This is a genomic window from Streptomyces marokkonensis (assembly GCF_008312835.1).
Taxonomy (GTDB): domain Bacteria; phylum Actinomycetota; class Actinomycetes; order Streptomycetales; family Streptomycetaceae; genus Streptomyces; species Streptomyces marokkonensis_A.
Map to the genome: position 1 here is coordinate 210,799 of NZ_VSKS01000004.1, position 25,344 is coordinate 236,142.

Consider the following 25,344-nt stretch of genomic DNA (forward strand, 5'->3'; position numbering starts at 1 on the left):
GACGGACCTGAACCCGCCGCACTCGTCGGTGTGCGGTCTGCCGGGACAGCGCACGGTCGGGAGGGCCGCTCAAAGCTTCCCGCTGGTACGTGCCCCGGCAACGCAATCTCTGGGAAAGTCCCCCAAGACATCCCCAGCTGTCAGGAAGCGCCCCCCAAGACGCTGCCCGACATCGCCAACTTAGACCTTCGAACCCCTTCGATGGTTACGTTCAGATCACTGTGATCTGCGTCTCTTGCATAAGTCCTCAAGCTACGCAAGAGTCCGCAAACCGCTCACGGGACTCAAGCGTAGAGAAGATGCGCGAGCCTTGTGAAGAGCTTATGTGAGGGTCGTACCGGACTCCAGGGGTGCACCCCAACTTGAGACCTCAATGAAATGCCCGCAGCCGCAGGCTGTTCGTCACCACGAACACCGAGGAGAAGGCCATGGCGGCACCGGCGATCATGGGGTTCAGCAGTCCGGCGGCGGCCAGCGGCAGCGCGGCGACGTTGTAGCCGAAGGCCCAGACGAGATTGCCCTTGATGGTGGCCAGGGTCCGGCGGGACAGCCGTATCGCGTCCGCCGTCACCCGCAGGTCGCCGCGGACCAGGGTGAGGTCGCCCGCCTCGATCGCCGCGTCCGTGCCGGTGCCCATCGCGAGACCCAGATCAGCGACAGCCAGCGCGGCCGCGTCGTTGACGCCGTCGCCGACCATGGCGACGCTGCGCCCCTCCTTCTGCAGCCGGCGCACGACGTCGGCCTTGTCCTCGGGCAGCACCTCGGCGATCACCTGGTCGATGCCCACGGCCCGTGCCACCGCCTCGGCCACGGTCCTGTTGTCGCCGGTCAGCAGCACCGGCGTGAGCCCCAGCGCACGCAGGTCGCGCACCGCCTCCGCGCTGGTCTCCTTCACGGCGTCGGCGACGGCGAGGACACCGCGCGCCACGCCGTCCCAGCCGGCCAGTACGGCCGTACGCCCCGCGCGCTCGGCCTCCTCCCGCGCCCGGGCCAGCTCCGGGGGCACCTCGTCGAAGAGGCGTCCCACGGCGACCTCATGGCCCTCCACGCGCCCGCGCACGCCCCGGCCGGGGACGTTCTCGAAGTGGTCGGCCTCCGGAAGCGCACCGGCCCGTTCCTCGGCGCCCGCGGCGATCGCCCGGGCGACGGGGTGCTCGGAGGCGTGTTCCAGGGCGCCCGCGAGCCGCAGCAGCAGCCGCTCGTCCGTGCCCTCGGCGGTGGACACCTCCTGCAGGGACATCCGTCCGGTGGTCACGGTGCCGGTCTTGTCCAGGACGACGGTGTCGACGCGGCGGGTGGACTCCAGGACCTCGGGGCCCTTGATGAGGATGCCGAGCTGGGCGCCGCGCCCGGTGCCCACCATCAGCGCGGTCGGCGTGGCGAGCCCGAGGGCGCAGGGGCAGGCGATGATCAGCACGGCGACGGCAGCGGTGAACGCGGCGACCGTGTCGCCGGTGGCGCCGAGCCACCCGCCGAAGGTGGCGACCGCGATCAGCAGCACCACGGGGACGAAGACACCGGAGATCCGGTCGGCGAGGCGCTGCACCTGCGCCTTGCCGTTCTGCGCCTCCTCCACCATCCGCGCCATCCGCGCGAGCCGGGTGTCGGCGCCGATCCGGGTGGCCTCGACGACGAGCCGGCCGCCCGCGTTGACCGTGGCGCCGGTGACGGTGTCGCCCTCGGTGACGTCCACCGGCACGGACTCGCCGGTCAGCATGGAGGTGTCCACGGCGGAGGTGCCCTCCAGCACCGTGCCGTCGGTGGCGATCTTCTCCCCGGGGCGCACGACGAACCGGTCGCCCACGGCCAGCCGCTCCGCCGGGATCCGCACCTCGCGTCCCTCGCGGAGCACCGCCACGTCCTTGGCGCCCAGCTCCATCAGCGCCCGCAGCGCCGCCCCCGCGCGCCGCTTGGAGCGGGCCTCGAGGTAGCGGCCGAGCAGGATGAAGGCGGTGACGCCCGCGGCGACCTCCAGGTAGATCGTGGAGGCGCCGTCGGCACGCGAGACGGCGAGCTCGAAGGGGTGGCGCATGCCGGGCATGCCCGCGTCGCCGAGGAACAGCGCCCACAGGGACCAGCCGAACGCGGCGAGCGTGCCGACGGAGACCAGGGTGTCCATCGTGGCCGCGCCGTGCCGGAGGTTGGTCCAGGCGGCCCGGTGGAAGGGGGCGGCGCCCCAGACCACGACGGGTGCGGCCAGGGTGAGCGAGAGCCACTGCCAGTTGTCGAACTGCAGGGGCGGGACCATCGCCAGCAGGACGACCGGGAGGGCGAGCAGCGCGGAGACGGTCAGGCGCCGGCGCAGGGCCGCCAGTTCGGGGTCGGCCTCCGCGGCGGAGGTCTCGTCGCTCTCGTCCCGCGGGGGCGCGGGCTCCTCGGCGGTGTACCCGGTGCGCACCACCGTGGAGATCAGGTCGGTGACCTCGATGCCCGGCGGGTAGGTGATCCGGGCCCTCTCCGTCGCGTAGTTCACCGTGGCGGTGACGCCGTCCATGCGGTTGAGCTTCTTCTCGACGCGGGCCGCGCAGGAGGCGCAGGTCATCCCGCCGATGAGCAGCTCGACCTCCGAGACCGCCGGCTGCTCGGCGGCCGGTGCCTCGGGGGCGGTGGTGCTGGTCATGTCCGTACTCCAGAAACGTCCGGGATCCGGTGCGGGCGGCGGCCGGGCCGCAGGGGACGGGTGGCCGGTACGGCCCGGTTCACGCCACGCGGTGGTTCCGCCGGGGGCTCAGACCGTGCCGGCCAGCTCATAGCCGGCCTCGTCGACGGCGGCGCGCACGGCCTCCTCGTCGAGGGGTGCCGCGGAGACCACGGTCACCTCGCCGGAGGCGGCGACGGCCGCCACCGAGCTGACACCGGGGATCGCGGAGATCTCGCCGGAGACGGCGCCCTCGCAGTGCCCGCAGCTCATCCCGCTCACCTTGTAGACGGTGGTGACGGAACCCTGGGTGTCGGTCTGGGAGGTCATGTCGTTACTCCTCGTCGGGCGTAGGGCTTGTGGCGGGATCGGTGGGGCCCATGGGGGCCACACTCTTCAGGCTATACCCCTAGGGGGTATTAATCCACGACGAGCGCGCCGAGATACCGGACGAGCACGTTCTTCAGCTCCTGGACGTACGCCTCGCGCTCGGCGCCCTCGTGGGCGAGGACCAGTTCCAGGCCGGCCTTGTAGATCCCCACACAGACCTGGGCGACGCGGTTGACCTCGGCGGTGGGCATCCCGGGCACGAACGGGGTGAGCAGCGTCTCGACCCTGGTGATCAGGGTGGCGTGCAGGGCGTCGTGCTCCTCGGCCATGCGGCCGGGGATGTCGGGGCCGTGCATCAGCGCGAAGAAGACCGGATTGCGGCAGTTGAAGTCGATGAACCGGTCGACGGCCGCCGTGACGGCCTCCTCCAGCGGGGTGGCGGGATCCAGCGGCGCGAGTGCCTCGCCGTACGTCTCCCGCATCCGGTGCATGAGCCTGCTGCCCAGCTCGATGGCGATCGCTTCCTTGTTCGGGAAGAACTGGTACAGCGTGCCCGGTGAGACGCCCGCCTCGCGCGCGATGGCGTTGGTGCTGGCGGCCGTGTAGCCGGTCGTGCAGAAGACGGAGGCGGCGGCTTCGAGCAGTTGCGCGATACGGCGTTCGCCGCGCGCCTGCCTGCGGACCGGCCGCTCGTCGGCCGCCTGCTGCTTCCCGGGCTTCTCGGTCTTGTCGGGCACGCGTTATCCCCAGCTCTCGGCACGCGATTGACAAACACGAGCGGCCACTCGCATTCTTGTGAAACGCGAGCGATCTCTCGTGTTTGCCAGTCTATGGCAATGGCACAGCCATGCCGCCCGCCCGCGAGCGTCCGGGGCCGCACAGGCCCGGGAAGGCGCGGGACACCCGGGGCACGCGGCATGGTCCACGGTGAAGGGGACACCGCAGGATGACCGAAGTCAACGAGGGGCCGCGCGTGGGGGGCTGGACCCGCTTCGTGACCGCCCGGCCCCGCCTCGCCCTGCTGGCGGCCCTGGTGCTCACCGTGCTCGCGGTCCTGGCCGGCGGCGGCGTCGCCGACCGCATGGGCAGCGGCGGCTGGGAGGACCCGGACGCCGAGTCCAGCTATGCGACCAAGGCGCTCGAGCGCGAGTTCCCCGAGGCCCAGCCCAACCTCCTGCTGCTGGTGGACGCGGGGGACGCCTCGGTCGACGATCCGGCCGTCGCCGCCGAGGCCGGGCGGCTCGCCGAGCGCCTGGCCGGGGAGCGGGGCGTCACCGGCGTCGGATCCTACTGGCAGTCGCGGTCGCCCGCCCTGCGCGCCGAGGACGGACACGAGGCGCTGATCGCCGCCCGCCTCACGGGCGACGAGACCGCCATGGGCAGGACGCTGGACCGCATCGCGCCGTCCTTCCGGGGCGAACAGGGCGTCGTGGAGGTGAGGGTCGGCGGCCCGGTCGCCGTGCGGCACGAGATGCAGGCGATCATCCAGGAGGACCTGCTGCGGGCCGAGCTGATCGCCCTGCCCGTGACGCTCGTGCTGCTGGTGATGGTCTTCGGCAGCGCCGTCGCGGCCCTGCTGCCCCTCGGCATCGGCATCGTCGCGATCCTCGGCACCAACGCGGTGCTGCGCGGCCTCACCGAGTTCACCGACGTCTCGGTCTTCGCGATGAACCTCACCACCGCCCTCGGACTCGGCCTGGCGATCGACTACGCCCTCTTCATCGTCCGCCGCTTCCGCGAGGAGCTGTCCACCGGCGCCGAACCGCTCACGGCCGTCGGCACCACCCTGCGCACCGCCGGCCGCACGGTGCTGTTCTCCGCCCTCACCGTCGCGGTGTCCCTGGCGGCGATGCTGCTCTTCCCGCAGTACTTCCTGCGCTCCTTCGCCTACGCCGGGATCGCCGTGGTGCTGCTGGCCGCGGCGGCCGCCCTGATCCTGCTCCCCGCCGCCCTGGTACTGCTGGGCCACCGGGTCAACTCCCTCGACCTTCGCACGCTGCTCCGGCGCGGGCGGCCGGCCGGGAAGCGGCCCGACGAGGAGGGCGCCGCCTGGGGCCGTGCGGCCACGCTGGTGATGCGCCGCGCCCCGTTCTTCGCCCTCGGCACCACGGCCGTGCTGGTGCTGCTGGGGCTGCCCTTCCTCGGCGTGAGGTTCGGCACCGCGGACGACCGCCAGCTGCCCTCCACCGCCGAGTCGCACACGGTGCAGCAGCACATCCGCGAGGGATTCCCGGGCAGCCCCGGCGGCGGCCTCGACGTCCTCGCCGAGGGCCCCGCGACACAGGCGCAGTACGCCGCCTACAAGGAGCGCGTCGCCGCCCTGCCCGAGGTGGTGCGGGTCGACGGGCCGCTGGTGAAGGGCGACACGGCCTACTTCACCGTCCTGCCCGAGGGGGAGGCGGTCGACGACCCCGCCCAGCGGCTGGTGGGCGATCTCCGCGCGGTGGACGCCCCGTTCGACACCAGCGTGACCGGTGCGGCGGCCGTCCTGGTCGACTCCAAGGACGCCCTCGGCGACCGCATCCCCGCGGCGGCCGCCTTCATCGTGGTCGTCACCCTGCTCCTGGTCTTCCTGCTCACCGGCAGCGTGCTGATACCGGTGCAGGCGGTGGTGCTCAACGCGCTCAGCCTCACGGCGATGTTCGGCGCCGTGGTCTGGGTCTTCCAGGACGGTCATCTCTCCGGCCTGCTCGGCTTCACCACCACCGGCTCGATAGAGACCACGCTCCCGGTCCTGATGTTCTGCGTGGCCTTCGGACTCTCCATGGACTACGGCGTGTTCCTGCTGTCCCGCATCAAGGAGGAGCACGACCACGGCGGCGACCACGAACAGGCGGTGCGGCACGGGCTGCAGCGCACGGGAGGGCTGATCACCGCGGCGGCGGTCATCCTCGCGGTGGTCATGGTCGCGATCGGCACCTCGCGCGTGACCAACACCAAGATGCTCGGCCTGGGCATCGCGCTGGCGGTGCTCATGGACGCGATGATCGTCCGCAGCCTCCTGGTCCCCTCGGTCATGCGCCTCACGGGCCGCGCGACCTGGTGGGCCCCGGGCCCGCTGCGCCGGTTCCACGAGCGGTTCGGGCTGAGCGAGGGGGAGTCGGTGCGGACACCGGCGGGCACCGCGGAAGCCGCGGCCGGCTCCGACACCGACCCGGACAAGGAGTCCGCCACCGGCCACGACAAGGAGACGGAGGGCGCCCGCGACACGGTGGAGGCCCGGGGATAGCGTTCCGTGGGAAGCGACGATCACCGGAAGGCGGGACCAGACATGCGGGCGGTGGTGTTCGAGCGGTACGGGGAACCGGCCGGGGTGCGGGAGGTCGCGGACCCGGAGCCCGCGGAGCACGGAGTCGTGGTCCGCGTCGAGGCCACCGGCCTGTGCCGCAGCGACTGGCACGGCTGGCAGGGCCACGACCCGGACATCGCGCTCCCGCACGTCCCCGGTCACGAACTCGCCGGCGTCGTCGAGGCGGCCGGCGCGCGGGTCACCGGCTGGCGTGCCGGGGACCGGGTCACCGTCCCGTTCGTCTGCGCCTGCGGTTCCTGCCCCGCCTGCGCGGCCGGCGACCAGCAGGTGTGCGAGCGGCAGACCCAGCCCGGCTTCACGCACTGGGGTTCCTTCGCCCACTACGTGGCGCTCGACCACGCCGACGTGAACCTGGTCGCGGTACCCGAGGGGATGTCCTTCGCGACGGCCGCCTCCCTCGGCTGCCGTTTCGCCACGGCCTACCGGGCCGTGGTGCAGCAGGGCCGGGTGGCGGCGGGGGAGTGGGTCGCCGTGCACGGCTGCGGCGGGGTCGGACTGTCGGCCGTGATGATCGCGGCGGCGGCCGGCGCGCGCGTCGTCGCCGTCGACGTGTCACCCGGGGCGCTCGACCTGGCGCGGCGGTTCGGCGCGGCGGAACGCGTGGACGCCTCCGCCGTGCGGGACCCGGCCGAGGCGGTCCGCGACCTCACCGGCGGGGGCGCCCACCTCTCGCTGGACGCCCTCGGCGCGCCCGCCACCTGCGCCGCCTCGGTGGGCTCCCTGCGCCGCCGCGGCCGTCACGTCCAGGTCGGCCTGCTGCCCTCACCGACGGGCACCACACCCGTCCCCATGGCCCGCGCCATCGCGCTGGAACTGGAACTCCTGGGCAGCCACGGCATGGCCGCGCACACCTACCCCCCGATGCTGGAACTGGTCCGCGCGGGCGTGCTCCGCCCCGACCTGCTGGTGACGTCCACGATCGGACTGGACGCCGCCCCGGCGGCCCTGGCCGCCATGGGGACGGCCCCGGGCGCGGGCGTGACGGTCATCGAGCCGTGGAGCTGAGCGCGGCCGGCCCCACGGACGAGCAGCCGTGCCCCGCCCACCGGGCGGGGCACGGCTGCTCATGTCCGGGGGGTCCGCCGGACAGGGCCTAGTCGGCTCTGCGGCCCCGGTTGCCCGGGCGGGCGGCGACCCAGGTGCGGACGGTGTCGGCGTACCAGTAGGGCTTGCCGCCCTCCACATGGTCCGGCGGGGGCAGCAGACCGTGCTTCCGGTAGGAACGCACGGTGTCCGGCTGCACCTTGATGTGTGCCGCGATGTCCTTGTAGGACCACAGCCGTCGGTCGGTCATGGCTTTCCTCCCCGCGCGCACCGCGGAGGCGGCCGGGAGCGGCCGTCAGGGGGAGCCGGGTGCGGCGCTGGTGATCAGGCATGCGTTGTGACCGGTGAACGAGACCGGCCGACGGCAGGGCAGGGGCTGTGCGCCGGGTGTGACGGAAGGCCCGCGCAGGCGTGACGTCCGTGACAGCACGGGAGTGTTTGTGACAAGAGTGACGCACAGGCGCACACCGGCTCACCGGCGGGGCGCATTGACATCCGCCGCGTTCCCTGGCAGCGCGCGGTGTCACGCGGTGCGCGACTCCCGTACCAGCGCGTTCAGTTCGGCGGCGGACTCCGGGGCCAGCCGGTAGATGCCGTGCACGCTCACCGCGCTGCGCAGTTCGCCGTCCACCACGTGCCTGATCTGCCGCTCGCCCCGTCGTGACCGGTAGGTGAGCCGGGCCAGCAGGTCGGGCGGGACGGGGCGGTCGAAGGTGAGCGGGCTGCCGGGCGGCCCGACGACGACCTCGCTGACACAGCCTGCCTTCAGCGGTTTCCAGTGGATGAGCCGGAGGTAGTCCTCCATCGCCAGTTCCTCGCCCACGGTGTCGTAGTCCAGGACGCGCCCCACCTCCATCGCCCCGAGCACCCACATCCGCTTGCGGAAGACCCGGATCGGATGGATCACGTCGCCCGGGCGCACCCCGGCGCGCAGAAAGCTCGGCAGCGACTGGTGCGGCCCGCCGAACATCACGGTCAGGCGCTCACCCGCGTAGCCCTCGCGGGCAAGGGCCTTGCACAGGTCATTGGTCCACAGGGCGGTGTACGCGTTCGGCATGCCACCGCACGTTATCCGCGGGCACTGACAACCGGATCCGGAAGAGACCTCCATGTTTTCGTCCGAATGTCCGGACAAAACATTGACAGGGCTTCGCACCCGGGGCTAGAAACCGGGGAGAGCCGTACGAGCGAAGGGACCACGATGGCGTACGGGCGTCGTGGGACCGAGCCGTACGTCTCCCCTGTCCGTACGTCCCCGGGGAGCGCCCTCCCCGGGACCCCACCGATCGCCTCCGGCGCGGGAGACCGCTTCGCTTTGGCAGGAGCGAAGTGCGAGCGACGACTCCCCGCCCGCCGCGGCCCCGCGCCGGAGGTTCCGCCGACATCGCCGAGGTCCCATGTGTCCACTCTCCGACCCGAACGGCCGACACTGTGTCGGGCCCGTCCGGGGCGTGGGGACTGGTGGGATGGAGGCACGGCCCGGGCCGCGGCACGCGTGTCCGCGGCCGGAACGCATGAGCTGTACGAACGGCACGTCTCCACCCGACGCCGCCATCTGTGAAGGAGTTCTGGGTCATGACGAAGATCGTCAACCACTGGATCGGCGGCAGGACCGCCGAAGGCGCCTCGGGGAACTACGGGCCGGTCACCGACCCGGCGACCGGCGAGGTCACCACCAAGGTCGCGTTCGCCTCGGTCGAGGAGGTGGACGCCGCGGTCGCCGCCGCCAAGGAGGCGTACCTGAGCTGGGGCCAGTCCTCGCTGGCCGCCCGCACCTCCATCCTCTTCGCGTTCCGCGCGCTGCTCGACGCCCACCGCGACGAGATCGCCGAGCTGATCACCGCCGAGCACGGCAAGGTGCACTCCGACGCCCTCGGTGAGGTCGCGCGCGGCCTCGAGATCGTCGACCTGGCGTGCGGCATCAGCGTGCAGCTCAAGGGCGAGCTGTCCACGCAGGTCGCCACCCGCGTCGACGTCGCGTCGATCCGCCAGCCGCTGGGCGTGGTCGCGGGCATCACGCCGTTCAACTTCCCGGCCATGGTGCCGATGTGGATGTTCCCCCTCGCCATCGCCTGCGGCAACACGTTCGTGCTCAAGCCGAGCGAGAAGGACCCCTCCGCCTCCATCCGCATCGCCGAACTGCTGGCGGAGGCCGGACTGCCGGACGGCGTGTTCAACGTCGTCCACGGCGACAAGGTGGCCGTCGACCGCCTCCTGGAGCACCCCGACGTCAAGGCCGTCTCCTTCGTCGGCTCCACCCCGATCGCCCGCTACATCCACACCACCGCCTCCGCGAACGGCAAGCGCGTCCAGGCCCTCGGCGGCGCCAAGAACCACATGCTGGTCCTGCCCGACGCCGACCTCGACGCGGCGGCCGACGCGGCCGTCTCCGCGGCCTACGGCTCGGCCGGCGAGCGCTGCATGGCGATCTCCGCGGTCGTCGCCGTCGGCGCGATCGGCGACACGCTGGTGGAGAAGATCCGCGAGCGCGCCGAGAAGATCAAGATCGGCCCCGGCAGCGACCCGGCCTCCGAGATGGGTCCGCTGATCACCAAGGCCCACCGCGACAAGGTCGCCTCCTACGTGGCCGGCGCGGCGGACGAGGGCGCCGAGGTCGTCCTGGACGGCACCGGCTACACGGTGGACGGGCACGAGAACGGCCACTGGATCGGCATCTCGCTCCTCGACAGGGTGCCGACGTCCGCCAAGGCCTACCAGGACGAGATCTTCGGCCCCGTCCTGTGCGTGCTGCGCACCGAGACCTACGAGGAGGCCCTGGACATCGTCAACGGTTCGCCGTTCGGCAACGGCACCGCGATCTTCACCCGGGACGGCGGCGCGGCCCGCCGCTTCCAGATGGAGGTCGAAGCCGGGATGGTCGGCGTGAACGTGCCGATCCCGGTCCCCGTCGGCTACCACTCCTTCGGTGGCTGGAAGGACTCCCTCTTCGGCGACCACCACATCTACGGCAACGACGGCACGCACTTCTACACCCGCGGCAAGGTCGTCACCACCCGCTGGCCCGACCCGGCGGACGCCCCGGCCGGCGTCGACCTGGGCTTCCCGCGCAACCACTGAACGGGACGGCCCCGCACCGCCGCGTACCACGGACGCGGTACGCGGCGGTGGGCACGTACGCCTGTCGGAGGTGCCGCGGTTCGGTCTCCGGTCGACACCTGGGCGACAGGTCGACCCCGTACCGTTGACGCATGGATCTTCGACTGCCCGGATCGCGGTGGCTGCGGTCACGGCGGCCGCGACGGCTCACCGCCGCCGCGGCCGCCGTCGTCGTGCTCGCCGGCGCCGGTACCTGGACCGCCGTCGCCTCGGACGACGTACCCGCGGTCCGCCGTGCCGACCGGGTCATGGCCGTGGGCGACGGGGTGCGGATCGACACCTCGTACTTCACCGCCGGACCCGGCGGCCGCCGCCCCGCCGTCCTGCTCGGGCACGGCTTCGGCGGCAGCAAGGACGACGTGCGGCGGCAGGCCGAGGACCTCGCGCGCGACGGCTACGCCGTGCTCACCTGGTCCGCCCGCGGCTTCGGCGGGTCCACCGGGAAGATCGGGCTGAACGACCCGGAGGGCGAGGTCGCCGACGTGTCCCGGCTGATCGACTGGCTGGCGGACCGTCCCGAGGTGCGGCTCGACGGGGACGGCGACCCGCGCGTCGGCATGGCCGGCGGCTCCTACGGCGGCGCCATCGCCCTGCTCGGCGCCGGGTACGACGACCGGGTCGACGCCATCGCCCCGGCGATCACCTACTTCGACCTCGCCGACGCGCTCTTCCCGAACGGCGTGTTCAAGCAGCTGTGGGCCGGCGTCTTCGTCAACTCCGGCGGCGGCTGCGAGAAGTTCGAGCCGGCGCTGTGCGAGATGTACGAACGGGTCGCGGAGTCGGGCGTCCCGGACGCCGAGGCGCGCGAGCTCCTCGAGGCGCGTTCGCCGTCCGCCGTCGCCGACCGCATCGACGTGCCCACCCTCCTGGTGCAGGGCCAGTCGGACTCCCTCTTCCCGCTCGGCCAGGCCGACGCCGCCGCGCGGGCGATCCGCGCCAACGGCGCCCCCGTCGACGTGGACTGGATCGCGGGCGGACACGACGGCGGCGACCCGGAGACGGACCGCGTGCGCCAGCGGGTGCGCACCTGGTTCGACCGCCATCTGAAGGGCGAGAAGAACGCCGACACCGGCCCCGCCTTCCGCGTCACCCGCACCGGGGGCGTCGACTCCACCGACGGACAGGCCGTGCTGAACGGCGCGAGCGCCGACACCTACCCGGGGCTGACGAACGGCCCCCGGTCCCTCCCCCTCACCGGACGCGAACAGAGCTTCGCCAACCCGGCCGGCGCCAGCCCGCCCGCCGTCTCCGCCCTGCCCGGCCTCGGCGGCTCCGGCGGACTCGCCCAGCTCTCCTCGCTCGGCGTCGGGATCTCCCTGGACTTCCCCGGCCAGCACGCCCGCTTCGAGTCCGCCCCGGTCACCGGCGACCTGCGGATCACCGGATCACCGACCGTCACCGTGCGCGTGAAGTCCACCAGCGACGACGCCGTCCTGTTCGGCAAGGTGTACGACGTCGGCCCGGACGGCCGCCAACAGGTGCTGCCCTCGCAGCTGGTCGCGCCGGTCCGCGTCGAGGACGCCCGGTCCGGCAGGGACGTGACCCTCACCCTCCCCGCCGTCGACCACGAGGTCCAAAAGGGCCACCGCCTGCGCCTCGTCCTCGCCTCCACCGACCTCGGCTACGCCTCACCGGCCACCCCGGCGACGTACACCGTGTCCCTGAAGAGCGACCTCACCGTGCCCACCGCGCCGGACGTGAGCACCGCCGCCGCCCCGCTGCCCGCGTGGGTGGTGTGGCTGCCGGTCACCGGCGCCCTGATCGCCCTCGCGCTGCTGCTGACCGGCCGCCGCCGCACCACCGCCCCGGCCCCCGACTCCGCACTGGCCGGCGTCCCGCTCCAGATCACCGGCCTGAGCAAGCGCTACGCCCGTTCCTCTGACCGGTACGCGGTGCGGGACCTGTCGTTCCGCGTCGAGAAGGGCCAGGTACTCGGCCTCCTCGGCCCGAACGGCGCGGGCAAGACCACCACCCTGCGCATGCTGATGGGCCTCATCGGGCCCGACGACGGCGAGATCCGTGTCTTCGGCCACGCCATCCGCCCCGGCGCCCCGGTGCTGTCCCGGGTCGGCGCGTTCGTCGAGGGCGCGGGCTTCCTGCCGCACCTGTCCGGCCGGGAGAACCTGGAGCTGTACTGGCGGGCCACCGGCCGCCCGCCCGAGGACGCGCATCTCGAGGAGGCCCTGGAGATCGCCGGCCTCGGCGACGCCCTCGCCCGCGCGGTGCGCACCTACTCCCAGGGCATGCGGCAGCGCCTCGCCATCGCCCAGGCCATGCTCGGCCTCCCGGACCTGCTCATCCTTGACGAGCCGACCAACGGCCTCGACCCGCCACAGATCCGCGAGATGCGCGAGGTGATGATCCGGTACGCCGCGGCCGGGCGCACGGTGATCGTCTCCAGTCATCTGCTGTCCGAGGTCGAACAGTCCTGCACCCACCTCGTCGTCATGGACCGCGGGCGGCTCGTCCAGGCCGGCCCCGTGCATGAGATCGTCGGCTCCGGCGACACCCTGCTCGTCGGCACCGTGACCCCCGTGGACGAGCCGGTCGCCGAGAAGATCGCCGCGCTGCCGGGCGTCGCCTCGGCCGTCCGCACCGACGAGGGGCTGCTGGTCCGGCTCGACGCCGACGGCACCGCCCCGCGCCTGGTCGCCGAACTGGTCCGGCTCGAGGTGCCCGTGGCGTCGGTCGGCCCGCACCGCCGCCTCGAGGACGCCTTCCTCACCCTGATCGGAGGTTCCGCATGAGCACGCTCACCGAGCGGAACGAGCCCGCCCGGCCGGCCGGTCCCGTCGAGGTGGCCGACGGCTACCGCGCGGGCCGCACCCTGCCGTTGCGGGTGGAGCTGGTCCGCCAGCTGAAGCGCCGCCGCACCTTCGTCATGGGCGCGATCCTCGCCCTCCTGCCGTTCGTGCTGGTGATCGCCTTCGCCATCGGCGGCGAGCCCGACCGTCCGGGCGGCCGGGTGAACCTGATGGACACGGCCACCGCGTCCGGCGCCAACTTCGCCGCCGTGAACCTGTTCGTGTCGGCGGGCTTCCTGCTCGTCATCCCCGTCGCCCTGTTCTGCGGGGACACGGTCGCCTCGGAGGCCGGCTGGTCCTCCCTGCGCTACCTGCTCGCCGCGCCCGTGCCCCGGATGCGGCTGCTGTGGTCCAAGCTGATCGTCGGACTGGGGCTGAGCCTCGCCGCGATGGTGCTGCTCCCGGTGGTGGCGCTCGCCGTCGGCACGGCCGCCTACGGCTGGGGCCCGCTGCAGATCCCCACCGGCGGCGCGCTGGACCCGGGGACGGCGGCGCAGCGGCTCGTCGTGGTCGTGGCGTACCTATTCGTGTCGCAGCTGGTCACCGCCGGGCTCGCGTTCTGGCTGTCCACCCGCACCGACGCCCCGCTGGGCGCGGTCGGCGGCGCCGTCGGCCTGACCATCGTCGGCAATGTGCTGGACGCCGTCACCGCCCTCGGCGACTGGCGGCACTTCCTGCCCGCGCACTGGCAGTTCGCCTGGGCGGACGCCGTCCAGCCGAGCCCGGAGTGGTCCGGCATGATCCAGGGCGCGGCGGTCTCCGTGACCTACGCACTCGTGCTGTTCGCGCTGGCGTTCCGCGGGTTCGTGCGCAAGGACGTGGTGTCCTGACGAACCGCCCCGTGGTGCCCCGGCGCAGGACCGCGGGCGGGCCAACCGGGTGAACCTGCGCAACCGATTCCGCCGAGTCGGGTTGATGAGGGAGTAGGCCATGCGGCAGCGGAGGGCCAGAACGCGTGGCCGCTCCCAACTCTTCAAGCAGGAAGACAACCACATTGCGACAGAATCTGAGCAGGGGAGTGTTCGCGGCGGCCGCCGCCGCCACGGGCATTCTGTCCCTGTACGGAACCCCCGCCCTCGCCGACTCGTTCGCGGGGGGCGGTGCCGAGGATTCTCCCGGTGTGCTGTCCGGGAACAACGTGCAGGCACCGGTCCACGTGCCGGTGAACGCCTGCGGCAACACCGTCACCGCGTTCGGCGCGCTGAACGAGGCGTCCGACAACACGTGTGTCAACAGCTCCGGCACGTCCGGTGACAAGCACGGTGAATCCGCGGGCGGCGGTGCCCACGCGGTCGGCGGCACCAAGGGCTCGCCCGGTGTGATCTCCGGGAACAACGTGCAGGCACCGGTCCACGCTCCGGTGAACGCCTGCGGCAACTCCGTCAACGGTGCCGCGGCGCTCAACAGCGCGACCGACAACACCTGCGCCAACATCTCCGACGGCTCCCACGGCGAGAAGAAGTCCGCGGACCGCTCGGCGCACTCCTCCTACGGGGAGCCCGCGTCGGACGCCTCGCACGCCGAGAGCGGCGGCGCGCACGCGGTGGGCGCCGCCAAGGGCTCGCCCGGCGTGCTGTCCGGGAACCTCATCCAGGCGCCCATCGACCTGTCGCTGAACGCCTGCGGCAACAGCGTCAACCTCGTCGGCCTGTTCAACGACGCCAGCGGCAACACCTGCGTCAACGAGTCGGGTCACAAGGAGGAGAAGGACAAGGAGAAGGAGAAGGACAAGGAGAAGCCCGAGCCTCCCGCCAAGGTGAAGACGCCTCCGACCCGCGAGGAGGAGCCGCCGGCCGAGCAGGAGCCCGGGAACCCGCCGCACCTGGCGGAGACCGGCAGTGACGGCCTGATGGCCGCCTCGGCCGCCGGTGCCGTGCTGCTCACGGGCGGTGCGATGCTGTACCGCCGCGGCCGTCCCGCCCGCCGGTAGCCGTCGTCGGGTGCCGGACCCGCCCCCGCCCGGCACCCGCCCCCTTCCAGCGAGAACGTCCCCCGGACCGACCAGGTCCGGGGGACGTTTCGTCGTGCTCCCGCCTCAGCCGCGCACCGGCGACGGCGTCCCGCTGCGGTGGCCGCTCCCCGGCACGGGAACCGTGCCGCGCACCGGGGCCGCCCCGAGCCGCCGGCGCACCCCCTGGACCAGCGTCGACGCCGTGAACGTGGCGCCGTGCACGAAGCGCATCGCCGGGCCGAAACCGGACGCGGTCACCAGGCCGGCGAAGAACAGACCGGGGTGCGAGGACTCGAAGCTGTGACCGAGTGCCGGGGAGCCGTCGGGCAGCGCCGCCAGCGTCCCGCGCAGCTCCGCGGAGAGCAGTCCGAGCCGGTCGCGGTGCGCCTTGAACCCCGTGGCGGCGATGACGTGCTCGGTCTCCAGGCTGCGCCGGGCACCGGCACGGTCGGTGAGGTCCAGCCGCAGCCCGCCCGGCACCGCGGCGGCCGCGGTCACCTCGTGGCCCGGCAGCAGGTCCACCGCCCGCTCCACGCGGTCCCGCACCCACCACGCGCCGGCCGGGCCCAGCGCCGTGGCCGCGATCCGTGAACGCGTCGCCTCCGGCAGCCGCCGGAACAGACCGGGGCGCTCGGAGTAGAACCAGTTCCGCCAGCCGGGACCGAGGCCGCTGTGCGGCGAGCGGACCGACTGCCACCAGGAGCGCTCCCAGGCCGGCGGGACGTCGTTCCACCGCAGACGCTCCGCCCGTGCCAGCACCCGGACCCGCGTGCCCTGTTCGGCGAGGAGCGCCGCCGTCTCCAGGGCCGCCTGGCCGCCGCCGATCACCGTGACGTCCTTGCCCTGGAAGTGGCCCAGATCGCTGTGGTGGCTGCTGTGCGTCACCAGCGTGGGGTGCAGCCCGCGCAGGGCGGCCGGCACCTCGATGAACGGCATCACCCCGACCGCCAGCGCCACCGCCCGCGCGTGCAGCGACTCCCCGTCCTCGGTGACCGCCGTGAAACCGTCCGGGCCGGACGACACCCGCGTGATCGTGCGCTCGTCCACCGCCGGCACGGCGTTGCGGGCGAACCACAGGCCGTACGAGGCGAACGCCTCCACCGGGATCGGTTCGGCGTGACGCGCCGTCATGCCCTGCTCCGCGCAGTACGCGTCCAGCCGCCAGCGTCCGGCCGGGTCGGAGAGGTTGGACGCCCACGGCTCCGACTTCAGGAACATGCCGGCGGGCATGTGGTCACGCCAGGACGCCATGGGCCGGCCGAACACACGCAGGTTCAGTCCGGCGGCCGCGGCGTGGGACGCGATCGACAGACCGTACGGACCCGCGCCCACCACCAGGAGGTCATGCATCATCAGCTGCTCGCTTTCTCGTTGTCGGTAGGGGAGTTCGGGGAGGGCGTGGCCGCCCCGGGGATCGGACGCGGCGCCGGTACCGGAGCCGTCGTGCCCAGCCGCCGGCGCAGCCGGCCGGACACGTGGCGGGCCCACAGGGCCCACATCGCCCAGCCGGGGACGCGGTCGTCCCGGGCGTACCAGGCCAGCTCGCGTCCGCCGGGCGCCGTGCGCAGCGCGGCGAACGGCGCGTAGTTCTCCACCACGAACGACCGCCCGGCCACCGGATCCCCGTCCGGCAGCGGACGGCCGGTCAGGTCCAGGTGCAGGGCGCGTACGACGTCCAGTCCCGCGCTGTCCGCGAAGAGCCGGAACTGGGCGCCGGGGCGCGGGTTGAAGTCGAGGAGGTGGTAGCGGCCCGTGGTGCCGCAGCGGCGGAAGTCGAGGTCGAAGACGCCGCGGTAGCCGAGTTCGCCGGTGAGCCGTTCGGCGAGCGCGCACACCTCGGCGTTGGGTGCCCAGTGGCCCACCGCGGTCAGCCCCGCGCCCCGCGGCCAGGACAGCCGCTTGCGGCCGGGGCCGCCCGCGCGGACCGTGCCCGAGTGGTCGGCGTAGCCGTGGAAGAACCAGTCCCGGTCCTGTCCCGGCGGCAGATACGCCTGGAGCAGCAGCGGGCTGCCCGCCTCCCCGGTGCGCGCGTACAGCTCGCGGGCCTGCGGGACGGAGCGCACCAGTTGCGTGCTGCGCAGTCCGCTGCCGGGCGGCAGCAGCCAGGGGCGGCTCCACTTCGCGACCAGCGGCAGCCCGAGCCGGGTCGCGTCGTCGGCGGCCCGGCCGGGGCTGTCCGGGACGAGCGTCCGCGGGTGCGGGATCCCGGTGGCGGCGCACAGGCCGGCCAGTTCGGCCTTGTCGGCGACGCGTCCGGGCAGCGTGGCCGGCGTCTCGGGCAGCAGATAGGCCGGTGCGAGCTCGTCGCGCAGGCGCCCCGCGGCGATCGCGGTCGCGTCGTCCATCGGGATCAGGACGGCCGGGCGCCCGACCCCTTCGGCCACGCGGCGCAGCACGGCGAGGATCTCGTCCGCGGACGCTCCCGGGCGCGGCGGGGGATGGATGCGGCGCACATATCGCGACCGCCGCACGGGACTTCCCGCGCAGTCGGCGACGACGTGCACCTCCACACCGGCCCGGCCGAGCGAGCGTACGGCCCCCAGCGTTCCGTGGTGAAAGGGATTCCGGTCGATCCGCACCAATACGGCGGGGACACGGGTGTCAAGCAGTGACACGCATTCTCACTTTCTTCTGGCACCGGCTCACCCACACGGGTCAGCTCGGCACTCGAAAGCCGCAGTGACGGTGGCACCGTCGGTTTTCCTATGACTGACTTCATATGACCGTTCGTCAAAAGCATGGCTTCAGGCAGAAGGCGGACGAGAGCGAGAAGAGGAGCAGCCAATGGCCCCACAGCACAGGCGGGTCCGGGCCCGCGGTATGGCCGTGGGCGCGGCGGTGGTCGTCGTGTCGGCCGCCCTCGCGGCCGGTCCCGCGGCGGGAGCGGGTGCGGTGCGGGCCGACGGTTCCGGCGCAGCGCTGCCGGCCCCGCCGCACCCCGCGGTCACGCCGGCCGTCCCGACGCCCACGATCCCGACGCCCACGATCCCCACGCCCGGCATCCCCACGGCCCCGGCCGTCGACACGCCGTCGCTCACCGTGCCGCCCCTCCCGGTACCGGACCGGGGAGTGCCGGCCTTCGGCGCCTTCCTCGCCTCCGACGAACGCGGCGTGGCCCGCATGGAGCAGTTCAGCCGCTGGCTGGGCGGTGCGGAGCTGCGCGTCGGCCACACCTACCTGCCCGGCAACCGCTGGAGCGACATCGAGGGCGACATCCGGTTCCTCGAGTCGTGGGCGCGCTGGCGCAACGCCGACGACGACCGGATGCTCGTCCTCAACGTCCCCATGCAGGAGCGCAACGAGGCGGGCGTCTCCGACGACGAGGTCCGCCGGCTCCTGCGCAGGGGTGCGGCCGGTGAGTTCGACCACCACTTCCGCGCCCTCGCCGAGCGGCTCGTGAAGCTGAAGGTGCCGGACACGATCCTGGTGCTCGGCTGGGAGATGAACGGCGTCACGTACACCCACCGGTGCGGCCCCGACCCGGCCGCCTGGAAGAAGTACTGGAACCGCATCGTGAAAACCATGCGCGCGGTACCGGGCCAGCGGTTCAAGTTCGATTTCACACCGAGCCGGGGCCGGGACGCCGTTCCCTGGACGGAGTGCTACCCGGGGGACGACACGGTCGACATCGTCGGCATGGATTCCTACGACCAGCCCGCCGGGCGTTCGTTCGACGAACAGGTGAATGAGCCCTACGGACTTCAGGCGCACGTCGATTTCGCCAAGGCGCACGACAAGCCCATCTCCTATCCGGAGTGGGGGCTTTTCCGCAACGGTGACAATCCCGAGTACATGCGGCGCATGCTGGCCTGGATGGACGAACACCGGCCGCTCTACAACACGGTGACCGACTACTGCCCGCACGGGGTGTGGCAGTGCGACGACAACCCGGACTCCTCCCGCGTCTACAGGAGCGTGCTCCACGGCCGCACCCACGACGAGGACCCGGACACCCCGGAGGTCACTCCGGCACCGTCCGCGCCGGCCGGGCAACTGCCCCCGGAGCACTGCTCGCCGCTGGACCTGGGCCGCTGGGTGGAGTACTGGCTCGGCGGGAAGCTCTGCCTCCGCTTCGACTGGTGGTCGCGCAGCCGCTAGGAGGGCAGCCGTCCCGGCCGGACGCACCGCCGTCACCGCTGCACATCGGCGGCGGTGGCCGGACCGGGCACCGAGGCGGCGGGCACCGGATCGTCGTCCCGGCCGCCCCGCCTCGGCCGCGCGAGCAGGGCGAGGCCGCCCAGCAGCCCGCCCGCGCTCGCACCCACCAGGGCGGTCACCGCCGACGGCACGGACGCCGGCCCGCCCGGCTTCACCGCGCGCGAGAACTGCACCAGCCGCACCTGGGTGCTGCCCTTGGTGTCCTCCGCGTGCCGGGTCAGCGCGCGCGAGACCGCGTTGGCCATGTCGACGGCCTGCTCGGGCCGCGTGGCGGTGGCCGTGACGGAGACCATCGGCGCGTCCGGCGAGGTCGCCGTGCGCACGCTGTCCCGCAGCGTGCGCACCGGCACCCCCGCCCACACCTGCGCGTCGCCGAGTACCGCGAGCTGTGTGGCCACCCGCCCGTAGGCCTGGGCGAAACCGCGGGCGGCGTCCGGTGTCGCCTGCCCGGTCGGCACGGCGACGACATAACTGGTGGCCGTGTACGACGGGGGCGTGAGCAGGCCGTACGCGCCGCCGAGCAGCCCGCCGACGAGCGTGCCTGCCACCAGCGCGGACCAGGCCGGCAGCTTCTTGACGCGGTCCAGCAACGGAAGGCGCCGACGGGTCGGGGTGTCGGTCATGACGGGCTTGCTCCCTTAAGGTGCGGGGGACGGCGACGAGCCGGAGACGGCTGCCTGGTACACGTCCATGAGGCGGGCTGTGCTGCGGGTGATGCTGTAGTGGCGCGCGGCCTCCCGGGCCGTGCGCGGGCCGGGGCCCGCCGCGCCGACCTCGGCGATCGCGCGGGCGTACGCGGCCGGGCCGCCGCGCACCCGCCGCGCCCCGGCGGACGCCGACGCCGGCAGGTCCTCGATCGCCGGGCAGGAGGCGTAGAGCACGGGCAGGCCGGACGCCAGCGCCTCCACGGCCGCGAGCCCGAAGGCCTCCTCCGCGGACGGGGAGGCGAACACGTCCATCGCCGCGGTGAGCGAGGGCAGATCGGGGCCGGGCGAGCCGTCGGGGACACCGGGGCGCTCACCGGTGAACAGGACCCGCCCGGCCACCCCGGCCTCCCGGGCCGTGCGGCGCAGGACGTGCTCCTCGGGACCGCCGCCGACCAGCAGCAGCCAGTGGTTTTCCGGGAGCAGGGCCAGCGCGCGGACGAGGACGTCGAACCGCTTGCCCCGCGCCAGCCGGCCGACGCCGCCGACGACGAACGCGCCCTCCGGCAGCCCGAGACGGCGGCGGGTGCGCTCACGCCGCTCCGGGTCGAAGCGGAAGCGGTCCACGTCGATGCCGTTGGGCACGACCTCGATGCGGGGGGCGGGCACGCCCCAGCGCTTCAGCCGGTCGGCCACCGTCGGGGAGACGGCGACCGTCGCCGAGCCGAGCCGCTCGCTCGCCAGGTACAGCGCGCGCACCCCCGCCGTCAGCCGGCGCCCCTCCATCTGTGAGTCGCCCAGGGAGTGCTCGGTGGCGACGACCGCGCGGACCCCGGCGATCCGGGCGGCCGGCCGGCCGTAGACACAGGCCCGGTACAGGTGGGTGTGCACCAGGTCGTAGCCGCCCGAACGGATCAGCCGTACCAGGCGGGGCAGGGCGGCCAGGTCGCGGTTGCCGCCCATGCCCAGGTGCACGACGCGCACCCCGTCGGCGCCGAGGCCGTCGGCGACCGGACCCGGGTTGGTCAGCGTCACCACGTCGCAGTCGACGGGCAGATGACGCAGCAGCAGCCGCAGCTGCTGCTCGGCCCCGCCGACCCCGAGTCCGGTGATGATGTGCAGCGCCCTCATCACACGCCCTCCACCGGGCGCCGGCGCAACCGGTGCAGCCGGATCTTGAGGAACAGGCGCGGCGCCGTGTCGTTCTGCCCGACGTGCGCACGCGGCAGGGCGTGCGGCCCCGTCAGCGGACCGGGGTCGATGGCGCAGGCGTAGGTGTAGCCGGCCTTCCGTACGGCCTCGACGGCGCGCGCGTCGACCGTGCCGTACGGGTAGCAGAACCCGTCCACCGGGGCGCCGGTCAGCTCGGCGAGCAGCGTGCGGCTCTCGGCGACCTCGGCGGTGAGGGTGGCGTCGTCGGCGCGGGTGAGGTCGACGTGGGTGAGGCCGTGCGAGCCGATCTCCACGCCCTCGGCCGCCGCGCGCCGGATGCCGTCGGCGGTCAGCAGCGGCTTGCGCGGGCCCAGCGGGTCCCAGGCGTTGTCGCCGCCGAGCCGTCCCGGCAGGACGAACAGCGTGGCGCCGCAGCGGAAACGGCGCAGCAACGGCACGGCGGTGAGGAAGTCGGTGTACCCGTCGTCGAAGGTGAGACCGACCAGGTCCCGTCCCCCGCCCCGGGCGCGCGCGGCGAGCAGTTCGCCCACGGACACGCCCCGCAGTCCGCGCCGGCGCAGCCACGCCAGCTGCCGCTCGAGCCGCTCGGGCGTGACGGTGATGCGGTACGGGTCGTCCGAGCAGTCGCCCACCGAGTGGTACATCGCCACCCAGGGGACGGGCGCGGGGCGGGAGGCCGGGGGTCTGCGGGTGCCGGGGGAATCAACGGGAGCGGCCATGTGTGAGCTTTCGTGTGACGGTGCGTACGGAGCGCACGGCGGATGCGGAGCCCCGGGCCCCGAGGACGGACAGGGCGAGCGGGACGAAGACGGCGGTCACGGTGAGACAGCCGGCCGCGAGCGCGGCCACCGGCGACGCGAACCGGCCGGCGGCGTACGCCCCGGCGGCGACGGCGAGGGCCGAGGCGAGCACCGGCCGGCTCAGCTCCGCCAGGACCTTGCGGACGCCGACCGAGACGCCGGTGGCATCGCCGCGGCGGGCCGTGCGCAGCCCCGCCAGCAGCGCGGCGGCCGTGAGGGTGATGCCGGCGGCGTTGGCGGCGGCGATCCCCGCCACGCCCCAGCGACCCACGCCCAGGGCACCGATCAGGGACGTCGCGACGATGCCCGCCGCCATCACGCCGACGGGGTACCAGGTGGGGCGGCCCGCCGAGAAGTAGCAGCGGACCAGGGCGCCCACGAGGGTCTGGCCGAGCAGGCCGAGGGCGTACACGCGCATGACCTCCGCCGTCGCGGCGGTGTCGGCCGCGGTGAACGCGCCCCGCTCGAAGAGCAGTCCGATCATCTGCGGGGCGCAGGCGATCACCGCGCACATGCCCAGCAGCACCACGCAGGAGGCCAGCATCAGGTCCCGCTCCACACGGGCGCGGGCCCGTTCGGTGTCGCCGTCCGCGAGGGCACGCGCCACCACCGGGAAGGTGACGGTGCACACCATCAGCGACAGCGTCATCGGGATCTGGGCGACCTTCTGCGCGTAGTTCAGGTGCGAGATGGCCCCGGCGGGCAGGGACGACGCCAGGAAACGCTCGACGAGGACCTGCGACTGGCGGCACAGCGCGAACAGCAGCACGGTGGCGATCAGGGCGAGCCGCACCGGCCGATCCTCGTCACCGTGGCCGGTGGCCGCGGCGGGCGCCGGGGTGCGTGACGCCAGCTGCCGCCACAGCGACGGCAGTTGCACCGCCACCATCAGACAGCCGCCCACCGCGACGCCGGCCGCGGCGGCACGCACACCCCACTCCCGGCCGAGGAGGAACATCGTCGCGACGATGCCCGTGTTGTAGGCGACGTAGATCGCCGCCGGCGCGAAGAAGCGGCGGTGCGCGCGCAGCGCGGCGCTGCAGTACCCGGCGAGCCCGAAGGCCAGCAGGCTGATCGCGGTGAGCCGGGTGCAGTCGACGGCGAGACCCGGATCGGGAAGCCCCGGCGCCAGCACCCGGACCAGGTACGGGGCCCCGGCGGCGGTCAGCGCGGCCACCGCGGCGAAGGCCAGGCACAGCCGCGGCAGGGTGGCCCTGACCAGCTCCCGGACCGGATCACCGGGAACGCCACGGGCCCGTCGCGCCAGCGCCACGCTGAACGCCGGGATCAGCGCGATCGCGAGACCGTCCTCGATCAGCAGCGTGGCGGCGATCTCCGGCACGGTCCACGCGACCAGGAAGGCGTCCGTGTCGCTCCCGGCCCCGAACAGCCGGGCCAGCGACTGGTCCCGCACCAGCCCGAGCACCGACCCGGCGATCGACAGCACCGCCGTGACCAGCGCGGCCCGCGCGAGGAACCCCCGGGACGCCGCCCCCGCCCCACCTCCGTCGGCACCCCCCGTCCGGGGCGTGCCGGACGGGGTGGTGTCCGGCCGGGGCGTGCGGGCCATGAGCCTGCCGGCCGGGTTCGTGCCTTTCGCGGCCGGGCGGAGCCCGGCGCGTGCGGTCCCGGGTGCGCCGGAGGCGGTCGTCCCCGGAGGGGGTGTGCGTGCCGCGGTGCTGCCGGCCGGGTTCGTGCCGTTCGCGGCCGGGCGGAGCCCGGTGTGTGCGGTCCCGGGTGCGCCGGAGGCGGTAGTCCCCGGACGGGGTGTGCGTGCCTCGCTCCCGCCGGGCGGGTTCACGGCGCGGCCGGTCCGGCCGGTCACGGGGCCGTCCGGGGCGGGGCCGCCGCCCGCGGGCCGGTACGGCGCCGGGCCGCGGAGGTCGCGGCCGGCGGGCGCGGGCGTGTGGGCCCCGGACGCGCCGGTCCCGGGCGCGGGACCGTCGGTCTTGAGACCGCCGGATCCCGCGCCGCCGCCGGACTCCGTGCCGTCCGGGCCGGGGCCCGGGGTCTGCGAAGGCAGCACCGTCATCGCGCCACGGCCTCCTCCAGCCGCCCGGGCACCTCGTCCCGGCACGCGGCGTCCGGCCGTTCGCCGGGGGAGAGGGCCCACCACGCCGTCAGGCCCAGGGCCACGCCGGTCAGCACGGTCGAGGGGCCGCCGATGTCGCCGTACACGAAGTCGGTCAGCAGCCAGAGCAGCAGGCCGCAGGCGACCAGGGCGCAGTCGAGCCCGGGCCCCCGGCGGCGCACCCGCAGCAGCCCGCGCACCGCGCACACCAGCAGCGCCAGCCAGCTCCCGGCGAGCGCGAGCAGCCCGACCAGGCCCTGCTCGCTCAGCACCAGCAGGTACATGCTGTGCGGCGAGAGCAGCGCCTGCTTGTGGTACGTCTCGCCCGCGCCCGCGATGTCGCTGCCCGACGACAGCGCCAGGGTCGCGTGTCCGTCCCGGTACTCGGGGAAGCCCTTCAGCCCCACACCGGTCAGCGGGTGCTCGCGCCACATGCCGGTGGCCGCCGCCCACAGGGTGTACCGGTCGACCACGGACTGGTCCGGGGCGTCGGTGACCTGCGTGATGCTGTCGATCCGCTCCTGCAGCATCGCCGTACCCACCCCGAACCCGCCCACCAGGATCACGCCGGAGGCGACCACGGCCGCCCCCACCTTCAGCGCCCGCCGCAGCCCCGCCAGCACCAGCTGCGCGGTGCACGTCACGGCGGTCGCGATCCAGGCGCCCCGGCTGAAGGACAGCGCCAGCGGCAGCATCAGCACCAGCGCGCACGCGCCGGCGGCCGCCCGCTGCCGGAGCGGCGCCCGGCCCAGCGCGAGACCCGCCGCGCACACCACGCCCAGGGACACCGCCGTCGCCATGCCCATCACGTCCTGCGCCCCGAAGGTGCCGACCGCCCGGATGGTCTCGCCCTGGTAGGAGGCGCCGGTCCCGGTGACGTACTGGTGCACGCCCACGGCCCCCTGCCACAGCGCGAGCCCCACGAACGACCAGGCGAGCACCCGGAAGTCGGCCCGGCCGCGGAGCAGCACCAGCACGGTCGCCGGCACGAGCACGAAGATCTGCAGATAGCGGCACATGCCGCCGATCCCCGCCGCCGGTGAGCCCGCCCCCATGGCGGCGAGCGCGAGCCCCACGACCGGCAGCCCCAGCAGTACCGCCGCGCGGGGCGACAGCGGACGCCGCCGTTCCCGCAGCAGACGGAGCACGCAGTACCCCACCACCAGCGCGGAGACCACGTCGGCGGGCCCCGCGCCGTCCCCCGCCGGCGGCAGGGCCAGCAGGGCGACCACCGCCACCAGCGGCAGGACCGGCACCAGCGCGGCGGCCCGGCGCGGCAGCGGCATCAGGACGTGGCTCACGGG

19 protein-coding genes and 1 pseudogene are annotated in these 25,344 nt (G+C 73.9%); 8 read left to right on the forward strand and 12 right to left on the reverse strand.

Translation table 11 applies throughout. From position 1 onward, the window contains the following. Positions 1–370: 370 nt before the first annotated feature. From F1615_RS09360 to F1615_RS09370, 3 genes are all read right to left on the reverse strand, one after another. Entirely contained in the window at positions 371–2,620 is a 2,250-nt protein-coding gene (locus tag F1615_RS09360) for a heavy metal translocating P-type ATPase (protein ID WP_149548422.1), read from the reverse strand. Positions 2,621–2,728: 108 nt separating this feature from the next. Continuing rightward, a complete protein-coding gene (locus tag F1615_RS09365) occupies positions 2,729–2,968 on the reverse strand; it encodes a heavy-metal-associated domain-containing protein (protein ID WP_149548423.1) in 240 nt (79 codons plus the stop codon). A gap of 89 nt (positions 2,969–3,057) precedes the next feature. Beyond that, complete coding sequence (locus F1615_RS09370) at positions 3,058–3,705, reverse strand: TetR family transcriptional regulator (protein ID WP_149548424.1); 648 nt, start codon at positions 3,703–3,705, stop codon at positions 3,058–3,060. Positions 3,706–3,914: 209 nt separating this feature from the next. On the opposite strand from F1615_RS09370, the gene F1615_RS09375 reads away from it, so the two are divergent. Further along, on the forward strand, positions 3,915–6,197 hold the full coding sequence (locus F1615_RS09375; protein ID WP_149548425.1) for an MMPL family transporter: 2,283 nt from the start codon (positions 3,915–3,917) through the stop codon (positions 6,195–6,197). 42 nt (positions 6,198–6,239) lie between these two features. Further along, the gene (locus F1615_RS09380; RefSeq protein WP_149548426.1) at positions 6,240–7,283 is read left to right on the forward strand and encodes a zinc-dependent alcohol dehydrogenase family protein; all 1,044 of its coding nucleotides are present in this window, start codon (positions 6,240–6,242) and stop codon (positions 7,281–7,283) included. Between the two features lie 88 nt (positions 7,284–7,371). Here F1615_RS09380 and F1615_RS09385 read toward each other — a convergent pair whose 3' ends face one another. Continuing rightward, a complete protein-coding gene (locus F1615_RS09385) occupies positions 7,372–7,572 on the reverse strand; it encodes a helix-turn-helix transcriptional regulator (RefSeq protein ID WP_037935437.1) in 201 nt (66 codons plus the stop codon). Positions 7,573–7,845: 273 nt separating this feature from the next. Next, positions 7,846–8,379 (reverse strand): hypothetical protein, encoded by a 534-nt coding sequence (locus F1615_RS09390; protein ID WP_149548427.1) that lies wholly within the window; start codon positions 8,377–8,379, stop codon positions 7,846–7,848. A 228-nt stretch (positions 8,380–8,607) separates the two neighbouring features. Here F1615_RS09390 and F1615_RS09395 point away from each other — a divergent pair. The 5 genes and pseudogenes from F1615_RS09395 to F1615_RS09415 all read left to right on the forward strand — a co-directional run. Further along, positions 8,608–8,700 (forward strand): annotated as a pseudogene (locus F1615_RS09395) (5-deoxy-glucuronate isomerase); the annotation flags it as partial. 197 nt (positions 8,701–8,897) lie between these two features. Beyond that, positions 8,898–10,400 carry a CoA-acylating methylmalonate-semialdehyde dehydrogenase gene (mmsA, locus tag F1615_RS09400; RefSeq protein WP_149548428.1) on the forward strand — a complete coding sequence of 501 codons (1,503 nt, stop codon included), beginning with the start codon at positions 8,898–8,900 and terminating at the stop codon, positions 10,398–10,400. 131 nt (positions 10,401–10,531) lie between these two features. Next, positions 10,532–13,186, forward strand: a complete 2,655-nt coding sequence (locus tag F1615_RS09405; RefSeq protein WP_149548429.1) for an alpha/beta fold hydrolase — start codon at positions 10,532–10,534, stop codon at positions 13,184–13,186. Next, positions 13,183–14,073 carry an ABC transporter permease gene (locus F1615_RS09410; RefSeq protein WP_149548430.1) on the forward strand — a complete coding sequence of 297 codons (891 nt, stop codon included), beginning with the start codon at positions 13,183–13,185 and terminating at the stop codon, positions 14,071–14,073. The genes F1615_RS09405 and F1615_RS09410 overlap by 4 nt, the downstream gene beginning before the upstream one ends. 164 nt (positions 14,074–14,237) lie before the next feature. Next, positions 14,238–15,173 carry a chaplin gene (locus F1615_RS09415; RefSeq protein WP_244328676.1) on the forward strand — a complete coding sequence of 312 codons (936 nt, stop codon included), beginning with the start codon at positions 14,238–14,240 and terminating at the stop codon, positions 15,171–15,173. A gap of 105 nt (positions 15,174–15,278) precedes the next feature. On the opposite strand, the gene F1615_RS09420 is transcribed toward F1615_RS09415, so the two are convergent. Both F1615_RS09420 and F1615_RS09425 read right to left on the reverse strand, forming a co-directional pair. Next, positions 15,279–16,544 carry an NAD(P)-binding domain-containing protein gene (locus F1615_RS09420; protein ID WP_149548609.1) on the reverse strand — a complete coding sequence of 422 codons (1,266 nt, stop codon included), beginning with the start codon at positions 16,542–16,544 and terminating at the stop codon, positions 15,279–15,281. 2 nt (positions 16,545–16,546) lie between these two features. Continuing rightward, a complete protein-coding gene (locus F1615_RS09425; RefSeq protein WP_149548431.1) occupies positions 16,547–17,809 on the reverse strand; it encodes an ATP-grasp domain-containing protein in 1,263 nt (420 codons plus the stop codon). A gap of 169 nt (positions 17,810–17,978) precedes the next feature. Here F1615_RS09425 and F1615_RS09430 point away from each other — a divergent pair, with 169 nt between their 5' ends. Beyond that, complete coding sequence (locus F1615_RS09430; RefSeq protein ID WP_149548432.1) at positions 17,979–19,292, forward strand: glycoside hydrolase family 26 protein; 1,314 nt, start codon at positions 17,979–17,981, stop codon at positions 19,290–19,292. Between the two features lie 32 nt (positions 19,293–19,324). On the opposite strand, the gene F1615_RS09435 is transcribed toward F1615_RS09430, so the two are convergent. The 5 genes from F1615_RS09435 to F1615_RS09455 all read right to left on the reverse strand — a co-directional run bounded on the left by F1615_RS09435 (position 19,325) and on the right by F1615_RS09455 (position 25,341). Then, the gene (locus F1615_RS09435; RefSeq protein WP_149548433.1) at positions 19,325–19,975 is read right to left on the reverse strand and encodes a lipopolysaccharide biosynthesis protein; all 651 of its coding nucleotides are present in this window, start codon (positions 19,973–19,975) and stop codon (positions 19,325–19,327) included. A 15-nt stretch (positions 19,976–19,990) separates the two neighbouring features. After that, complete coding sequence (locus F1615_RS09440; RefSeq protein ID WP_149548434.1) at positions 19,991–21,127, reverse strand: glycosyltransferase; 1,137 nt, start codon at positions 21,125–21,127, stop codon at positions 19,991–19,993. Beyond that, on the reverse strand, positions 21,127–21,888 hold the full coding sequence (locus tag F1615_RS09445) for a polysaccharide deacetylase family protein (RefSeq protein WP_149548435.1): 762 nt from the start codon (positions 21,886–21,888) through the stop codon (positions 21,127–21,129). Before F1615_RS09445 ends, F1615_RS09440 begins: the two co-directional genes overlap by 1 nt. Continuing rightward, the gene (locus tag F1615_RS09450) at positions 21,872–23,539 is read right to left on the reverse strand and encodes a lipid II flippase MurJ (RefSeq protein ID WP_149548610.1); all 1,668 of its coding nucleotides are present in this window, start codon (positions 23,537–23,539) and stop codon (positions 21,872–21,874) included. Before F1615_RS09450 ends, F1615_RS09445 begins: the two co-directional genes overlap by 17 nt. 458 nt (positions 23,540–23,997) lie before the next feature. After that, positions 23,998–25,341 (reverse strand): O-antigen ligase family protein, encoded by a 1,344-nt coding sequence (locus F1615_RS09455; protein WP_149548436.1) that lies wholly within the window; start codon positions 25,339–25,341, stop codon positions 23,998–24,000. Between the last annotated feature and the right edge of the window lie 3 nt (positions 25,342–25,344).